Origin of the sequence: Nonlabens sp. Asnod3-A02 (assembly GCF_045063755.1) — a bacterium.
GTDB classification, from domain to species: domain Bacteria; phylum Bacteroidota; class Bacteroidia; order Flavobacteriales; family Flavobacteriaceae; genus Nonlabens; species Nonlabens xylanidelens.
This window is the reverse complement of the sequence record NZ_JBEFOC010000007.1, coordinates 1,348,451-1,364,660: the sequence shown is the minus strand read 5'-3', so window position 1 is coordinate 1,364,660 and position 16,210 is coordinate 1,348,451. Positions and strand designations below refer to the sequence as shown.

Here is a 16,210-nt window from a genome sequence, read left to right as displayed (position 1 = left end):
AATTTATTCTAAGCTCAAAGAGTCGCATCACGATTCTTTGAGCTTTTTTAATTTTCTATAAAGTATTTTTACAACCACCCAACCTCAAAATCAACCAACACAAATGAAAACCTCTACTTTTTTACTATTGATCCTATTCTTAAATTTAGGATATGCACAAAGTCCAGATAATAAACGTATTATTCCAAGTATTCTGGATACGTATAAAGATTCATTAAAGCTAAAACGTTTTGGTATAGGTGCGCTGGTAAGACATGATAATATAACAGAAACCTATGCAATAGGTATTGCAGGAGATTCATTAGAAATGACTCCAGATAAGGTGTTTAATATAGGTAGTTTAACAAAAACCTTCACGTCTGTTTTAATCATGCAAGAGGTTGAAAAAGGAACAATTTCTTTATCAGATTCTTTAGTAAAATACTTTCCTCAGGACATGATCAAAAACGATAATGTTGATCTTAGTATAACCATAGAACAATTATTAAGACATAGAAGTGGATTAGGAGAAGTTTTAATAGATAGTATAGCAAACAGCTCTCTAGTTAACCCTCATTATGAGTACAATCATGTTTCTTTTTTTAATAAAATACCAAAACCGTTAAGTCTTCCTGGAGAAAAATATGAATACAATAATTCAAATTATTTGCTTTTAGGTTCTGTACTAGAATTCGTTACTAACAGGTCATATCACGACCTTTTAAGAGAACGTATTTTTGAACCTGCTGGAATGAATAATAGTTATGGATATTATTCTCCATCCATAAAAAATGCAGCACACCCTATGTTTGAAGGTGTGGATTATGCAAATTACGTTTTTTATAACTTCTATAAAGATGTAGCTTATTCTGCAGGAGGTATAGCATCTACCTTAAAAGATTTAGAATTGTTCTTTATCCATCTTTATGAAAAAGAACTTTTTATAAAGAAAGAAACTTTATCTCAAATGCTTGATACAGATTCAGATTATGGACTAGGTATTTCTATATTCGATAGAAGAAAAGATTTACTTTTAATAGGTCACGATGGCGACAATTTTTCATTTTCGACGCGAAATTATTACAACACAAAAACCGGTGACTTAGTAATTACATTTTCTAATTTATTTGTACCACCTTATTTAAATAAAATCACCAATCAGTTAGGTACAGAGATAATGTATGAAGAATAAAATTCACATCATATCGAGTTCAGATCTCGATATGATGTGTTTAGAATCATGTAATGACAAATAACATATCAAATTCGGCTTGATTTTTACTTTTATGAATGACACTTTGTAAATGCTTTATTTTCCTTAAAAGAAACCATGGTTTGTAAAATATGAAATACATTTAAAAAATTACCTAGAATCAAAAACTAATACAATGAGCACATTAAGAGAATTAACAGACGCCAAAATAGCCATGGGTAGAAAAAACAACCCTGAATTTATGAAAGGCGTAGATGCGATTATTGAAAATGCCAAAGAGTTTGAACTAGGTAAACACGCCATAAAAATAGGGGAGAAAGCTCCAGTATTTGAATTGCCTAATGCTCAAGGAGCATCCGTAGAGTTAGCTAGCTTATTAAAAAAAGGACCAGTTGTGATCACGTTCTATCGTGGTAGCTGGTGTCCTTATTGTAACTTACAGTTAAGAGCATTACAAGACAGACTAGGCGATATTCACGAACTAGGTGCACAATTAATAGCCATAAGCCCAGAAGTGCCAGATGGATCGTTGACAGAGAATGAGATTAGTAAAATGGACTTTACCGTACTGTCAGATCAGGATGCGCAAGTTGCCTCACAATATGGTGTGGCTTGGGAAGTGCCAGAATTCTTAATGGAACACATGAGAGTAGATCGCGGTCTAGATTTAAAGAAGATCAATAATGGAAACGCAAGTGTTCTACCTATTCCAGCTACTTTCATATTGGGAACTGACGGTATCGTAAAATGGAATTATGTAAATGCCGATTATAGAACACGCTCAGAACCAGAAGAGATCATAGAGACGCTTAAAAAACTTGCTTAAATTCCATATTTGGTAAGTGTTACCTTGTACTATTCTACATAACTTTAAGGATAAGAAATGCTTTTAAATAAGCACTTTCTTATCCTTAAAAAGTTATCATCAACCATAATTATTTGAAAATAATTTAATCTCTAGATTTTACCATCATCAATTCCATAAAGAAACTTAAATTTTAAGAACAATTATCTAAGCTTGTTTTACAAAAAATGATAATCCGTACGCCTATTTTTTCATTCATTGAGAAAGCGTACGATTCAGTTATTCGTGCTGTTTTCATGCCTATTGTATAAGCTATTACTTGTAATTTTGCAGCTTTAAAAGGGAGCAACACAGATGGATAATTTGCATAAATTAGAATTGAGTAAAGAAGAGATGAGAGCCTACGGTTATAAGGTGATTGATACTCTAGTAGATCATTTTACAACACAAAATGATAAAAGTCCTGTAGCAATAGCTAGCCGCAAGGAGATGGACGATATCTTTCAAGAAGAGGTACCTAATTTACCTAGCGATCCAGACCAGGTTCTGGACTTTGTGACCCAACATGTCTTGCCTAACAGTAACATAGTCTCGCACCCTAAATCTTATTCTTTTGTTCCAGGACCTAGCAATTATGTAAGCGTCATGGCAGACACGCTTGCGACAGGTTTTAATATATTTTCTGGTGGTTGGGCAGCGTCTCCTGCTGCGGCAGAGTTAGAGATCGTAACCATGAACTGGTTATTAAAACTATTTAAATTCCCTGCAAAAAAAGGTGGTGGTATTTTTACCAGCGGTGGCTCTATGGCAAACCTTACTGCACTAGTTACTGCAAGAAGACAAAAGTGTGGCGACGACTTTTCTAAAGCCGTTATCTACATGTCTGACCAGGCGCATTCTTCTAACGTGAAAGCGATACGTGTAATAGGTTTTAAGAAAGAACAAATACGCATTATCCCAACAGATGGAGAGTTTAAAATGGCTCTTAATAAACTTAAAAATGCGATTTCTAAAGACCGTTTAAGTGGTTTACAACCCTTTTGCATTATCGCATCTGCTGGTACGACTAACACTGGTACGGTAGATCCGCTAGAAGAAATAGGTTCTATCTGTAAAAAAGAAAAACTATGGTTTCACATCGATGGAGCATATGGTGGTGCAGCGATGTTATCTCAAAAAGGCAGCAAGGCATTAAAAGGAATTGAAAAAGCAGATTCCCTTACCATAGATCCGCATAAATGGCTGTACCAACCTTATGAGATGGGTTGTTTACTAGTGCGCAAAAGCAAGTGGTTGCACGATACATTTGTAGAAAAACCAGAGTATTTAAGAGATATAGAAGGAAACACATCAGAGATTAATTTTTACGACCACGGTATCCAGCTTACCAGACGTTTTAGAGCGCTCAAGTTTTATATGTCACTAAAAACCTTTGGATTAGAAGCTTTTAGAAAAGCCGTAAGTTACAACATCAACATAGCCGAAGATGTAGAAACCATGCTTAGAAAAAGCAGTAAATGGGAAGTGGTTTCCCCTGCCACGCTTGCCATTATCAACTTTAGGTATAACCCTATAGAACTAGATTTAAACGATGCTCAAATAGATGCTCTTAATCAAGAGATTTCTAAACGTATCATACAGTCCAAAGAATCTTTGCTAGTGACTACCGTGCTCAATAATCAGGTCGTTTTACGCATGTGTTTGATAAATCCACGTACGACTATGGATCATATCATGGAGACCTTTACCGCATGTGAGAAATTTGCTATTCTTATTCTAGAAGAGCAGTCTGTTAAATAATTTTAAGATAGTTAGTGTTCCGCTTTCGCGAAAGCGGAATAATCATACAATCACTTGTTAAATAAATACTTATTAAGATTATATTTTAATATCTTAAGAATTCGGTAATTATTTTTATCTAAAATAACAACCATGGAATTTATTGAAATCACAGAAATACTTATCAAATTAGTAGTCGGTTTAAGCATACTAAAGGTATGGCTCATCAACCGCGATAAATCGACACCATGGCGAGGTGGAAACGCGAGTAGCATGCAAGAAGAATTTGCAGCTTATGGTTTATCAAAAAATGCCATGATTATAGTAGGGACGTTGAAATGTCTTTTTGCTGTTTTAATACTGATTTCTATTTATTATAAAGCCGTAGAATATACTGGGGCCATAGGTATTGCACTTCTTATGTTAGGGGCGATTGTCATGCATTTTAAGATTAATGACCCTATCAAAAAGTCTGTACCAGCAGCAATATTTTTACTACTATCTCTAGCGATCATATTTATCTAGAGCATGTCTATAAATTTATAGCAAATTATACCACAAAGTACCATAAAGATTAAAGCCGGCGACGATTTATAAACGCCGTCTTTGATCTTTACACGTACCAGAAAACCAGCCAGCATCAATAAACTCAACCCTGCAGATGCTGCGATACCTATATACGTATTAAAAATACCTACTATTAAACCTGCGGCACCTATAAGTTGAAGAACGCCAGTTAATAAGCGTTGCAGCATACTCAATCCAAATCTGGTAAATTCTAATCTCATGTGCGATGAGAACAAGCAAGTAATGCCAAAAAATACAAATGACACGATGGTAAAATAGAGTAGGAGATCAAATGTTTTCATGCGATTAAATTACAGCAATACCGCACACCATACCGTTAATTATTTGTTGAAATTAAAAATAAGATTCTCATACTCTTTACCTTAAAAAACTCCTTGCCTAAGAATAGGCGAGGTGGGGTTTTGCAAAAACCTCGGAGTGGTTGATGCGATGCTGGAAAGTTGTACTGGATTTAGAATTTATTCAAAAAACCTTAATAATTAATAACACCGCACAACCTATCCGACCAAATCTACGCTGCGCTGCGATTTGCCCACCTTTCCTTAACTAAGGAAAGGAGCTGTTAGTTTTGAGTTTTATTATTTAAGAGTCAACTATTTACTTATCAAAAAAGCAAGAAGGCTCCTCGCCTAAGACTAGGCGAGGTGTGGTTTTGCAAAAACCTCGGAGTGGTTGATGCGGTGTTGGAAAATTGCACAAGACTTAGAACTTATTCTAGCAACTGGATTATTAAAAACACCGCACAACCTTTCCGACCAAATCTACGCTGCGCTGCGATTTGCCCACCTTTCCTTAACTAAGGAAAGGAGCTTTTTGTACTTCCTTTTTACAGATTTATTATTAAAGTAAAATTATAATAGTATTCAATAAAGCAAGAAGGCTCCTCGCCTAAGAATAGGCGAGGTGGGGTTTTGCAAAAACCTCGGAGTGGTTGATGCGGTGTTGGAAACTTGCACAAGACTTAGAATATATTCCACCAACTGGATTATTAAAAACACCGCACAACCTTTCCGACCAAATCTACGCTGCGCTGCGATTTGCCCACCTTTCCTTAACTAAGGAAAGGAGCTTTTTGTACTTCCTTTTTACAGATTTATTATTAAAGTAAAATTATAATAGTATTCAATAAAGCAAGAAGGCTCCTCGCCTAAGAATAGGCGAGGTGGGGTTTTGCAAAAACCTCGGAGTGGTTGATGCGGTGTTGGAAACTTGCACAAGACTTAGAATATATTCCACCAACTGGATTATTAAAAACACCGCACAACCTTTCCGACCAAATCTACGCTGCGCTGCGATTTGCCCACCTTTCCTTAACTAAGGAAAGGAGCTTTTTGTACTTCCTTTTTACAGATTTATTATTAAAGTAAAGATTATAATAGTATTCAAAAAAGCAAGAAGGCTCCTCGCCTAAGAATAGGCGAGGTGGGGTTTTGCAAAAACCTCGGAGTGGTTGATGCGGTGTTGGAAACTTGCACAAGACTTAGAACTTATTCCACCAACTGGATTATTAAAAACACCGCGCAACCTTTCCGACCAAATCTACGCTGCGCTGCGATTTGTCCACCTTTACTTGATTAAGGAAAAGAGCTTTTTGTACTTACTTTTTACAGATTTGTTATTAAAGTAAAGATTATAATAGTTTTCAATAAAGCAAGAAGGCTCCTCGCCTAAGACTAGGCGAGGTGGGGTTTTGCAAAACCTCGGAGTGGTTGATGCGGTGCTAGAAAGTTGCACAAGACTTAGAATATATTCCTGCAACTAGATTATAAAAAACACCGCACAACCTTTCCGACCAAATCTTCGCTGCGCTGCGATTTGCCCACCTTTACTTGATTAAGGAAAAGAGCTGTTAGTTTTGTGTGGTGATAAATAGAATTATTTAATAAACGACATCGCTTTTCATGGCAGTAATACGCTGTTGTAAACTAGGGTGGGAATAATGAAACCATACATAAGCAGGATGCGGAGTTAAATTACTCAAACTAGTTTTAGAAAGTGTTTTTAAACCGCTTATTAATGGTTCTTTCTTATAAGTGCTTTTTGCATAGTAATCTGCTTGATATTCAAATCTTCTAGATAGCAAATTCATGATGATACTGGTTAATGTAGATATAGGAGAATACAACAAGCCAAAAGCGATTAAACCTATATGAAAAGAAGGAATAGCAACATCTAGCGCTTCAGAAAGTAAGGTACTGTCTACAAATAGAGAAAATAACCACAAGGTAAAACCAGTGGTAAGCGTACCAGCGATAAGGTTATAAATAATATGCTTTCTTTTATAATGACCTACTTCATGAGCAAGCACTGCCACTATTTCTTCTTCGGTTAATTGTTCTATTAGGGTATCGTACAACGTCACACGTTTCTCACTACCGAAACCGCTGAAATAAGCATTGGCCTTAGTAGATCTTTTACTACCATCTATCACAAAAATCTTGTCTAGTTGAAAACCTACTGTTGCTGCATATTCACTTATCTTATTTTTTAAATCGCCATCTTCTAAGGGTGATTGTTTATTGAAAAGCGGCACAAATAGTTTTGCATAAAACATATTCATAAACAGCGATATCACAAATATCAATATCCATACATACCACCAGAAATTATCACCAGCCCAGTTATAACAAAGGATAATTAAGGATAGAATAGCGCCGCCTAAAACGGCAGTAAGTACATAACCCTTTAATTTATCTAGAATGAAGGTCTTTACGGTAGTTTTATTAAATCCAAATTTTTCTTCTATCACAAAGGTAGAGTAGATGGAAAAAGGCAGCGAAATGATCTCACTCGCCAGCATGATAAGCCCAAAAAATAATAAAGCCACGACGATTTCATTTTGCGCATAAGACCGTGCGATCTCATCTACTAGTGCAAAACCTTTGAAGAATAAAAACAAAAGCATACCGATAAAGGAAAAGGTGCTGGATAACAAGCCAAATTTAAAATTGGTCTTCTTGTATTCTTGAGATTTATCATACTCTGCAGCATCATAAACATTACTAAGTTCTTGTGGTACAGGCTTTGAATACCAGGTGTAGTTGAGAAAACCTAAAATACGTTCTAATAAAAAATCAAAAATTAGAATCCCTATAATGATATAAAATACTGTAGCTGGTGTCATAAAAGTAAGGTCAAATTCTTATTTAAAATCTCGTTGTCTTTTTGCCTCAAAAATCATGATTGCTGCACTTACAGACACATTCATGGAGTCTATCTCGCCGGACATAGGTATAATGATGTTTGCCTTTGCAGCTGCTCTCATTTCTTCTGATAGTCCTGTGGCTTCAGTACCTACGGCTATGGCGCTGGCATTTCTATAATCTATCCGGTCATAACGCTCGCTACTTTGCAAAGTCGCGGCATATAAATCGATATTTTTATCACTTAAGAAACCTATCAATTCTTTTGTGCTGCACACAGCAGTAGGAACGGTAAATAGACAGCCCACACTAGAGCGTATAACGTTTGGATTATAAAGATCTGCCGTAGGATTTGCTATGATCACGGCATCTACTTTGGCAGCATCGGCAGTTCTTAATAGAGCGCCTAGATTACCTGGTTTCTCCGTAGATTCGGCAATGAGGATTAATGGTGTGTCGGTTAGTTCTAGATCATTTAATTGTTGGGATCTCGCTTTCGCGAAAGCGATACAACCTTCTGTACCACTGCGATAAGCCATCTTTTCATAGACTTCTTGCGTGACAGATATAATTTCTGGCGACTGATGGATCTCTAATTTTGAGTACACATCTTGCGCTGTAAACGTACTCGTATCGAGTAGGATAGGGCCGCAAACTAAGATCTGTTCCATAATAAATTTACCTCTAGTAGCTAGTAAGATCTCGCGCTGTCCTTCTATGATAAAAAGGCCTTCTTTTTTACGAGCTTTACTTTTACGTTGCAGTTGTTCTACGTGTCGTATAACGGCATTATTAGGGCTAGAGATGTGTTTCATAGTACAAAAATAGGTTTTTAAAGCAGATCAAATGTATCTTTGAATATAAACCTATACAATATGAATTTTCATACTAGAAAATGGATCAAGCCAGAAGATTTAAATCCTAATGGGACGCTTTTCGGCGGTAGATTATTAGAATGGATTGATGAAGAGGCGGCACTTTATGCGATTATACAAATCGAGAATCAAAAAGTGGTGACTAAATACATGAGTGAAATCAACTTTGTAGCCAGTGCAAAAACTGGTGACATAGTAGAGATAGGACTAGAGGTAAATAAATTTGGTACCAGTTCTATCGATTTAAAATGTGTGGTACGTAATAAAATGACCTATGACATTATTATTACTATAGAAAATATAATTCTAGTAAATCTAGGTGAAGACGGTAAACCACTTGCACACGGTAAAACAGAGGTAGAATACCAGCACGAACGTATGAAAAAGAAAGGCTTTGATTAAACTAAGCCTTTTTAAGGTCTTCTTCTAAGTACTTTCTTTCCATCCAGAAAGTTCCAAAAGGAACTACAGACATGGCGAGAACTACAAGTAGTTTTTTAAAATCCCATTTATACAACTGGCTTATAACTATGGCTACAGCTACATAACTTATAAATAAGAAACCATGTGCCATTCCCATAATTTTATTAGGTAGTAAAATACCACCTGAATATTTAAGAGGCATGGTTATAAAAAGGATGAATAAAAAGGAGTAACCTTCTACTATAGCTAGATATTTGAATGTTTTAAGCATCTTTTTTTACACGTTTATCTTGAAGTGACAAAGGTAGTTCAGAATCACGACCATACAGCTTGATTTCTTGAATATCTGCTGGTAAATAGAAGCCTTTTTGCATTAAAGCTCTTTTTACATTTCCTATCACGCGGCCACGTGTGGTGTTTGCAACGCGTCCAAAGTCTAAGGTGTCTACCCAAAAGAACACTTTAAGATTTACGGTGCTGGTCGCTAGCTCGTCTTCTATGACATAACTTACATGATCTTCGTCAGTCACAACTTTAGGGTCTGCGTTTAAAGCGTCCATGATGCTCTGTTTTGCCTCGTTAATATCATCGTCATAATCTACACCTACCACAAAATCCCAACGGTAAAAACCGTCTTCTGTATAATTAGTTACCGGTTGCGTTATCACATCTGAATTAGGGATGTAAACATCTTTGCCGTCAAAGGTTTTAAGCTTTGTATATCTAAATTCTAGTGCTTTTACACGACCAAAGTTATTCCCGATTTCTACTGTATCATTTACGTCAAATGGTCTGTTAAAACTAAGAATTACACCAGCTATAAAATTCTGTCCTATATCTTTAAAGGCAAACCCTAGAACTACGGCACTAGCACCAGCTGTTGCAAGAATACCGGCGCTTATATCACCTAATCCTGCAGCTCTCAATGCGAGCATTATAAAAATGATGATAAATACAAAGCGTATCGCCTTACCTAAAAAACGACTCATCAAAGGATCTTTAGTCCTGCGTATCACGCTAGATGTGGTAAACCTACCCAAAAAACTAGCGATTAAAACGCCCAATATGATAATAGCGAGACCTAGAGCCAGCCGTGGTAGAAAATCGATGAAATTTTCATAATAAGAATACGTAGTGTTAGTAATTCTATCAGAAATATTAATGTCTTCTACTTGATCTTGCAATGGCATAAAATTGGGTTTACAGTAAAGATAGTCTGTAGTAAAATTCTTTTTGTTAAGCATTAATTAAATCCTTTAGATTATAAAACTCTATACTATTTTTACATCATGAATGATAACCAACCACATATTACTATTATAGGCGCTGGAGTAAGCGGTCTTGCTGCAGCTGTTACATTGCAAAACGCTGGATATAAAGCAACTGTTTATGACGCAAATTCATTTGTCGGTGGTCGTGTAAGCAGTGATGCAACTTCTGGATTGATATTAGATCAAGGTTTTCAAGTGATGCTAGATGCTTATCCTGCGGTGAATGAATTTCTAGATATTGAGGCTCTAAAATTGCGCAAATTTGTGCCAGGTTCCTTAATATTTAAAGACGGTAAAACTCATAAACTAGGCGATCCTACTAGAGATAGTAGTTTCTTGTGGAGCACGATTACGGCTGGTGTGGGATCTTTAAAAGATAAATGGTTGGTGTACTCGCTTTCGCGAAAGCTGAAACAAAAATCAATACACGACATATTTACTAGTCCAGAGACTACCACAAAGATCTATCTAGAGAATTATGGATTTTCTAAAAAGATGATTGCTAGTTTCTTTACTCCTTTTTATACAGGTATATTCTTAGAGACAGAGCTAGCAACGAGTAGTCGCATGTTTGAATTTGTCTTTAAAATGTTTACAGAAGGAAATGCAACGATACCTGCAGGCGGTATCAAAGCTATACCAGAACAACTGGCTGCTCAATTACCTGAAGATTCTATGCATCTTAATCACAAGGTAACAGCAGTGATAGGTAATGAAATCTCTCTAGAAAATGGTGAGAAAATAAAGTCTGATTATACTATAGTAGCTACACCAGCAGGAGATTTAGTACCTAATTTACCTAATGAAAACATGCCATGGCATCAGGTTACTGTGCTGTATTTTGAAACCGATCATACAGGATTAGATCAGGCTATTATAGGACTGGTAGCAAATGATGATGTGCTGATCAATAACTTTCATTTTTTAAATGATGTTTTTGATAACCACAGGAATATTATAAGCGTTTCTGTTATTAAAAAGCATCATTTATCTGACCAGCAACTTACAGAACGTGTGGTAAAAGAACTAAGAGAAGAGACTCATATTAAGGCAAATGAACTGGTAAAACTGTATCATATAAAGAAAGCATTGCCACAACTAGATTCTTTAAATTATTGCATGAATGCGTCAGAAACACAACTTACAGATAGTGTTTTTCTAGCTGGAGATCAATTGAGTAATGGATCACTTAACGCTGCGATGTTAAATGGTAAAGCAGCTGCAAATGCTGTTATAAGCAAGATAGAAGGAAGTGTGATTTTATAATTATAAAACGGTAAACAGATGGACGCATCTGTTTACCGTTTTTTTTAAGATTTAGATTTCTTTAATATACTCTCTATTTCTATTTTTTAATGACTGATTAATTCCAATTAAAGGCCTCTTTAATTTCTTGGTAAACGATAGTTCCAGATATGATATTTAGTCCTTTTTTAAGACTAGGGTTAGAATCGCATGCTGTTTCCCAGCCTAGATTTGCTATTTTTAGAACGTAGGGTAAAGTTACATTAGTCAGTGCCATAGTAGACGTAAATGGTACTGCACCAGGCATGTTTGCAACAGAGTAATGCACCACGTCATCTATAATATATACAGGATCTTCATGAGTTGTAGGTCTGGTAGTTTCTACACAACCACCTTGGTCTACTGCTACATCTACGATTACAGTCCCTGGTCGCATTTCTTTGAGCATGTCGCGTGTGATAAGGTTAGGAGCTTTGGCACCTTTAAGTAATACACCACCTATGATTAAATCATGAGTTTTAATGTGTTTTCTAATGTTGAATTCGTTAGAGAACTCAGTAACCACATGTGGAGGCATGACGTCATTTACATAGCGTAAACGTTTCATGTTGATATCTAACATGGTGACATGTGCTCCAAGTCCTGCAGCCATTTTTGCAGCTTGTATACCTACTATTCCAGCACCTAAGACCAGTACTTTACCAGGTGCTACTCCAGGAACACCACCTAAAAGAACACCACGACCTTTTACTGGTTTTTCTAAGTATTTTGCTCCTTGTTGAATGGCTAGTCTACCAGCTACCTCTGACATAGGAGTTAATAATGGTAGTGTACCGTCTGTATCTTCTACAGTTTCATAAGCAATGCAAATAGCTTTTGCCTTAATCATAGCCTTAGTTAACGGCTCACTAGAGGCAAAGTGGAAATAGGTGAAAAGTATTTGACCTTCTTGAATCAAGTCGTATTCTTCAGCGATAGGTTCTTTTACTTTTACAATCATTTCACTAATTGCATACACTTCACCGATAGAATCTAGAATAATCGCACCTGCTTTTAAGTAATCAGAATTTAAAAAGCCGCTGCCTTCTCCAGCATTTGATTGCACATAAACGGTGTGTTTCTTTTTAACCAATTCATAAACTCCGCCAGGTGTCATACCGACCCTGCTTTCATTGTTTTTAATCTCTTTTGGAATACCGACAATCATTTTTTTTTAAACTTTAAGTTACGAGCGTAATTTGTAACTTTTTTACATATAATGAAAGTAATACCCTTATAATTTTAGGGGTGGTTTTGATTAAAGTAGTTTTATTTAATATGATACCCTTGTTTTTGTGGGGTATTTGCGGTTTGTGTTTATATTTCTCTGATTATTTTAATAAAGCTTTTCTCTTTTGATATAAAGTTAATATCTCGTTAGAATCCCAGTCGTCTCTTTCTGTTTTTCCATGGCCTAGAGACATGATGGTTTTTATAGCGCCATTTTCTAAGAAATATTCACAGTTCCATTCTATAGTATCTGGTGTGTTTATAAAGCTGATTTCTTTTTCCTGAGCATAGCGCAATTGGCCATCTACTTCATAATACGTTTCTATAAAAGTGGTGTTATTCTTTTTAGATTCTATTTTAAATATTCTTTTATTATCAAACTCGTAAACATTCCATTGCTCGTTCTTTTTGAACATATCATAATCCATTGAATTTTCAAGAGAGGTGAGTGCTTTATTATAACTAGTTTGAAACTCAGTAGTTACTTTTTCTCTAAATTGATCTTCAGTAAGTTGTGAGCTTTGTGCGTTACTTTTTTGAACAGCTATGATTACTAGTAGGGTAAAGATTAATTTTTTCATGGTGGTTGGGTTTTGAAGTAGGTAGTTTATGGAGAACTATAAATTATAAATTGTTTTATTTAAATCTTGATCTAAATCATCTATTAAACTTTGGGAATCATTCTTTCTAAATATCAATATTTGACTTTTCATCAATGATTGAATATTATCCTTTCCTCTAATGTCTAATAAATTTATCAAAAGTTTAGATTTAGAATTATCATCATGGTAAATTACAATTATCTTAATTGATATTGATTTGTCTATAAAATCAAAAACCTCATTTATATAATCCTTATCTGAATTATCTAAAGAATGTCCGTAGAAGAAAAATTGATATTTTAAACTTTTATTTTTTTTAATTATTGATATAAACTCAAAATTAGTCTGGTAATTAAGTTTCTGGAAATATTTAGTAAAAGGTAAGAAATATTTTCTGTCTATTTGATTGTTTGGTATATCATTAATGCCAAGGACTATAGAGTTAGATCCGCCGCCTATATTACCATGTAAATAACTTGTTTTGATTTGGGTATTATAGATTTTTTCAAATGTAGTAGTAAAATTAAAAGTGTAGTGATAATCTATTTTTAAAAACTTATTATCATTTGAATGACTGATTTTATTGTCATAGAATGGTGTAACAAATATTTCAAAATACTGATTAAATATTTTCTTGAATTGATCTAATTCTTTGATTAAATCATCTGTAATTGCTTTAATATCAATATCGATATAATGATTATATTTCTCTATTAAATATTTTTTGTTTAATTTTATTTCATAATACTCACTCAGTTCAATAATTTTAAACTTTTCTAAGCACTTCATTACATCAACATTGTTTTGAAATAAAATAGATTTGAATTCAATTTCTTCAGTACTATTAATTGATTGTATAGAAAACACCTGATCTCTTAAGTTTTTTGAAGATGATAAAATTAAGATCAAGATTTTTTCAATCTTAATTTCAAAGTCTATCCAGCTTTCAAGATCATATTCATTTTTAAAATAGTTAAACCATAAATTATCTTTAATTTCAATTTTCAGTAGGTCAATTTTTGTTTTATCTAGTTCAAATTCTTTAAAGTGTTGTTTTAGTATATTATTTGATAGAGTGGTTTTAGGTATTAACTCATAATCTATTGAAGCATTATTTTCTATTTCATTTAATATCGTTATAAAATGGCTATAAGCTGTTGGCAGGCCAAAGCTTAAATCGAATCCATTTCCGGTAATTAAAATATTCGGCATATAATATTAGTATTTATTTTAATTAGGTATTAATTATTTGAAATTACCCCAGCAATTTAAATAATTTTTCTATCTCTTATTTACGGTATTCCTTAATGAGGTGAATCAATTAGGAAGTTAGGGTAGTGGTGCTGTGTGTCTATCTTTCGCGAAAGCGAAACCGAACCACATAAAAAAAGCCACTTCATGAATTGAAGTGGCTTTTAACTGTTTTGAGTAAGATAGATATTATCTGTGACCTACCATGTCTTCTGGTTTTACCCATTCGTCAAATTCCTCAGACGTTACATATTCTAGAGCTAGGGCAGCAGCCTTAAGGGTAGTTCCCTCTTCGTGCGCCTTGTTAGCAATTTCGGCAGCTTTATAGTATCCTATTTTAGTGTTTAAAGCAGTTACTAGCATTAATGAGTTGTCTAGTAAAGACTTGATCGTTTCTTTGTTAGGCTCGATTCCTACGGCGCAATTCTCGTCAAAACTTCTACACGCGTCACCTATTAACTGTGCGCTTTCTAGAACCGCAGCAGCCATAACTGGTTTAAATACGTTTAATTCAAAGTGACCTTGCATACCACCTACGGTAACTGTTGTGTCGTTACCCATAACGCGAGCACATACCATAGTAATAGCCTCTGCCTGAGTAGGGTTTACTTTACCTGGCATGATAGAACTACCTGGCTCATTTGCAGGTATGATTAACTCACCGATACCACTACGTGGGCCACTAGCAAGCATTCTTATATCGTGTGCAATTTTATTAAGTGATACGGCTACTTGTTTTAAAGCACCGTGAGTCTCTACTAGAGCGTCGTGTGCTGCAAGAGCTTCAAATTTATTATGTGCTGTTATAAATGGCAATTCTGTAAATTGTGCGATATACTCAGCTACTTTTACATCATATCCTAGTGGTGTGTTTAATCCTGTACCTACGGCAGTACCACCTAGTGCTAGCTGACTTAAATGTGCTAGTGTGTTTTCTAGTGCAATGATTCCATGGTCCAGTTGAGAAACGTAACCAGAAAATTCCTGTCCTAGTGTTAATGGAGTCGCATCCATAAGGTGTGTACGACCTATTTTTACCACATCGGTAAATTCTATAGACTTATTGTGTAAAGTGTTGCGCAGTTGTTTGATACCAGGAATGGTGTTTTCTACCACTTTCTTATAACAGGCGATGTGCATTCCTGTAGGGAAGGTATCGTTAGAGGACTGTGATTTATTCACGTCGTCATTAGGCTGTATGGTTTTCTCACCTTCACCTACTGTTTTACCAGCTAGTTGGTGTGCGCGGTTTGCGATCACCTCGTTCACATTCATGTTAGACTGTGTACCAGAACCTGTTTGCCATATCACAAGTGGAAACTGGTCGTCATGTTTACCTTCTAGAATCTCGTCACAAACCTGTGCGATAAGATCACGTTTTTCTTCTGTAAGAACACCTAGGTCATGGTTAGTGTAAGCAGCGGCTTTCTTAAGGTAGGCAAAACCGTATACAATTTCTAGTGGCATGCTACCTGCAGCACCTATTTTAAAATTCATGCGAGAACGCTGCGTTTGCGCACCCCAAAGTTTATCTGCAGGGACTTCTACTTGTCCCATCGTATCTTTTTCTATTCTATATTCCATTGTGGTTGAATTTTTCACAAATATAAAACTTGAGCGTTGTTTTACCATCTCATTATAGATAATAATAACAAGTAGGATGGAGGTGCCGCTTGCGCGAAAGCGGAATTTTAATCTCCCTAACCGGACTAATTCTAATAATTAATAGAATAAGAGCCGTTATAAACAGTTTTTTGTTAATAAATG

The 16,210-nt window shown here is 35.3% G+C and carries 15 protein-coding genes; 6 read left to right on the top strand and 9 right to left on the bottom strand.

The window, feature by feature from the left end:
* The first annotated feature begins 103 nt into the window (after positions 1-103).
* The 4 genes from ACJJVN_RS09620 (at position 104) to ACJJVN_RS09605 (ending at position 4,301) form a co-directional block, all read left to right on the top strand.
* Complete coding sequence (locus ACJJVN_RS09620) at positions 104-1,171, top strand: serine hydrolase domain-containing protein (protein ID WP_405377947.1); 1,068 nt, start codon at positions 104-106, stop codon at positions 1,169-1,171.
* A gap of 196 nt (positions 1,172-1,367) precedes the next feature.
* Positions 1,368-2,018, top strand: a complete 651-nt coding sequence (locus ACJJVN_RS09615; protein ID WP_405377946.1) for a peroxiredoxin-like family protein — start codon at positions 1,368-1,370, stop codon at positions 2,016-2,018.
* Between the two features lie 333 nt (positions 2,019-2,351).
* Positions 2,352-3,797, top strand: a complete 1,446-nt coding sequence (locus tag ACJJVN_RS09610) for a pyridoxal phosphate-dependent decarboxylase family protein (protein ID WP_405377945.1) — start codon at positions 2,352-2,354, stop codon at positions 3,795-3,797.
* A 132-nt stretch (positions 3,798-3,929) separates the two neighbouring features.
* Positions 3,930-4,301, top strand: a complete 372-nt coding sequence (locus ACJJVN_RS09605) for a DoxX family protein (RefSeq protein WP_405377944.1) — start codon at positions 3,930-3,932, stop codon at positions 4,299-4,301.
* On the opposite strand, the gene ACJJVN_RS09600 is transcribed toward ACJJVN_RS09605, so the two are convergent.
* The 3 genes from ACJJVN_RS09600 to ACJJVN_RS09590 all read right to left on the bottom strand — a co-directional run bounded on the left by ACJJVN_RS09600 (position 4,298) and on the right by ACJJVN_RS09590 (position 8,322).
* Positions 4,298-4,645: a DoxX family protein gene (locus ACJJVN_RS09600; RefSeq protein ID WP_405377943.1), complete on the bottom strand. Its 348-nt coding sequence runs from the start codon at positions 4,643-4,645 to the stop codon at positions 4,298-4,300. The genes ACJJVN_RS09605 and ACJJVN_RS09600 overlap by 4 nt on opposite strands.
* Before the next feature lie 1,598 nt (positions 4,646-6,243).
* Positions 6,244-7,488, bottom strand: a complete 1,245-nt coding sequence (locus tag ACJJVN_RS09595) for a M48 family metallopeptidase (protein WP_405377942.1) — start codon at positions 7,486-7,488, stop codon at positions 6,244-6,246.
* A gap of 18 nt (positions 7,489-7,506) precedes the next feature.
* Positions 7,507-8,322, bottom strand: a complete 816-nt coding sequence (locus tag ACJJVN_RS09590; RefSeq protein ID WP_405377941.1) for a TrmH family RNA methyltransferase — start codon at positions 8,320-8,322, stop codon at positions 7,507-7,509.
* 60 nt (positions 8,323-8,382) lie between these two features.
* Between ACJJVN_RS09590 and ACJJVN_RS09585 the strand changes: the two genes are divergently transcribed.
* Positions 8,383-8,784, top strand: a complete 402-nt coding sequence (locus ACJJVN_RS09585) for an acyl-CoA thioesterase (protein WP_405377940.1) — start codon at positions 8,383-8,385, stop codon at positions 8,782-8,784.
* Between the two features lies 1 nt (position 8,785).
* On the opposite strand, the gene ACJJVN_RS09580 is transcribed toward ACJJVN_RS09585, so the two are convergent.
* Both ACJJVN_RS09580 and ACJJVN_RS09575 read right to left on the bottom strand, forming a co-directional pair.
* Positions 8,786-9,076, bottom strand: a complete 291-nt coding sequence (locus tag ACJJVN_RS09580; protein ID WP_405377939.1) for a DUF3817 domain-containing protein — start codon at positions 9,074-9,076, stop codon at positions 8,786-8,788.
* The gene (locus ACJJVN_RS09575; protein WP_104515206.1) at positions 9,069-9,995 is read right to left on the bottom strand and encodes a mechanosensitive ion channel family protein; all 927 of its coding nucleotides are present in this window, start codon (positions 9,993-9,995) and stop codon (positions 9,069-9,071) included. The genes ACJJVN_RS09580 and ACJJVN_RS09575 overlap by 8 nt, the downstream gene beginning before the upstream one ends.
* A 99-nt stretch (positions 9,996-10,094) precedes the next feature.
* On the opposite strand from ACJJVN_RS09575, the gene ACJJVN_RS09570 reads away from it, so the two are divergent.
* Positions 10,095-11,342, top strand: coding sequence for an NAD(P)/FAD-dependent oxidoreductase (locus ACJJVN_RS09570; protein WP_405377938.1), 1,248 nt, complete (start codon positions 10,095-10,097; stop codon positions 11,340-11,342).
* A 97-nt stretch (positions 11,343-11,439) separates the two neighbouring features.
* Here ACJJVN_RS09570 and ald read toward each other — a convergent pair whose 3' ends face one another.
* The 4 genes from ald to fumC all read right to left on the bottom strand — a co-directional run bounded on the left by ald (position 11,440) and on the right by fumC (position 16,027).
* On the bottom strand, positions 11,440-12,528 hold the full coding sequence (gene ald / locus ACJJVN_RS09565; protein ID WP_104515007.1) for an alanine dehydrogenase: 1,089 nt from the start codon (positions 12,526-12,528) through the stop codon (positions 11,440-11,442).
* 163 nt (positions 12,529-12,691) lie between these two features.
* The gene (locus tag ACJJVN_RS09560) at positions 12,692-13,171 is read right to left on the bottom strand and encodes a hypothetical protein (RefSeq protein WP_405377937.1); all 480 of its coding nucleotides are present in this window, start codon (positions 13,169-13,171) and stop codon (positions 12,692-12,694) included.
* Positions 13,172-13,207: 36 nt separating this feature from the next.
* Positions 13,208-14,404, bottom strand: coding sequence for an AbiH family protein (locus tag ACJJVN_RS09555; RefSeq protein WP_405377936.1), 1,197 nt, complete (start codon positions 14,402-14,404; stop codon positions 13,208-13,210).
* A 228-nt stretch (positions 14,405-14,632) separates the two neighbouring features.
* Positions 14,633-16,027, bottom strand: a complete 1,395-nt coding sequence (fumC, locus tag ACJJVN_RS09550; protein WP_405368740.1) for a class II fumarate hydratase — start codon at positions 16,025-16,027, stop codon at positions 14,633-14,635.
* Positions 16,028-16,210 lie beyond the last annotated feature (183 nt).

What these genes read in the sequence shown, in the direction of transcription:
- ACJJVN_RS09620 (WP_405377947.1), top strand. Translation starts at nt 104, where the DNA reads ATGAAAACCTCTACTTTTTTACTATTGATCCTATTCTTAAATTTAGGA.
- ACJJVN_RS09615 (WP_405377946.1), top strand. Translation starts at nt 1,368, where the DNA reads ATGAGCACATTAAGAGAATTAACAGACGCCAAAATAGCCATGGGTAGA.
- ACJJVN_RS09610 (WP_405377945.1), top strand. Translation starts at nt 2,352, where the DNA reads ATGGATAATTTGCATAAATTAGAATTGAGTAAAGAAGAGATGAGAGCC.
- ACJJVN_RS09605 (WP_405377944.1), top strand. Translation starts at nt 3,930, where the DNA reads ATGGAATTTATTGAAATCACAGAAATACTTATCAAATTAGTAGTCGGT.
- ACJJVN_RS09600 (WP_405377943.1), bottom strand. Translation starts at nt 4,645, where the DNA reads ATGAAAACATTTGATCTCCTACTCTATTTTACCATCGTGTCATTTGTA.
- ACJJVN_RS09595 (WP_405377942.1), bottom strand. Translation starts at nt 7,488, where the DNA reads ATGACACCAGCTACAGTATTTTATATCATTATAGGGATTCTAATTTTT.
- ACJJVN_RS09590 (WP_405377941.1), bottom strand. Translation starts at nt 8,322, where the DNA reads ATGAAACACATCTCTAGCCCTAATAATGCCGTTATACGACACGTAGAA.
- ACJJVN_RS09585 (WP_405377940.1), top strand. Translation starts at nt 8,383, where the DNA reads ATGAATTTTCATACTAGAAAATGGATCAAGCCAGAAGATTTAAATCCT.
- ACJJVN_RS09580 (WP_405377939.1), bottom strand. Translation starts at nt 9,076, where the DNA reads ATGCTTAAAACATTCAAATATCTAGCTATAGTAGAAGGTTACTCCTTT.
- ACJJVN_RS09575 (WP_104515206.1), bottom strand. Translation starts at nt 9,995, where the DNA reads ATGCCATTGCAAGATCAAGTAGAAGACATTAATATTTCTGATAGAATT.
- ACJJVN_RS09570 (WP_405377938.1), top strand. Translation starts at nt 10,095, where the DNA reads ATGAATGATAACCAACCACATATTACTATTATAGGCGCTGGAGTAAGC.
- ald (WP_104515007.1), bottom strand. Translation starts at nt 12,528, where the DNA reads ATGATTGTCGGTATTCCAAAAGAGATTAAAAACAATGAAAGCAGGGTC.
- ACJJVN_RS09560 (WP_405377937.1), bottom strand. Translation starts at nt 13,171, where the DNA reads ATGAAAAAATTAATCTTTACCCTACTAGTAATCATAGCTGTTCAAAAA.
- ACJJVN_RS09555 (WP_405377936.1), bottom strand. Translation starts at nt 14,404, where the DNA reads ATGCCGAATATTTTAATTACCGGAAATGGATTCGATTTAAGCTTTGGC.
- fumC (WP_405368740.1), bottom strand. Translation starts at nt 16,027, where the DNA reads ATGGAATATAGAATAGAAAAAGATACGATGGGACAAGTAGAAGTCCCT.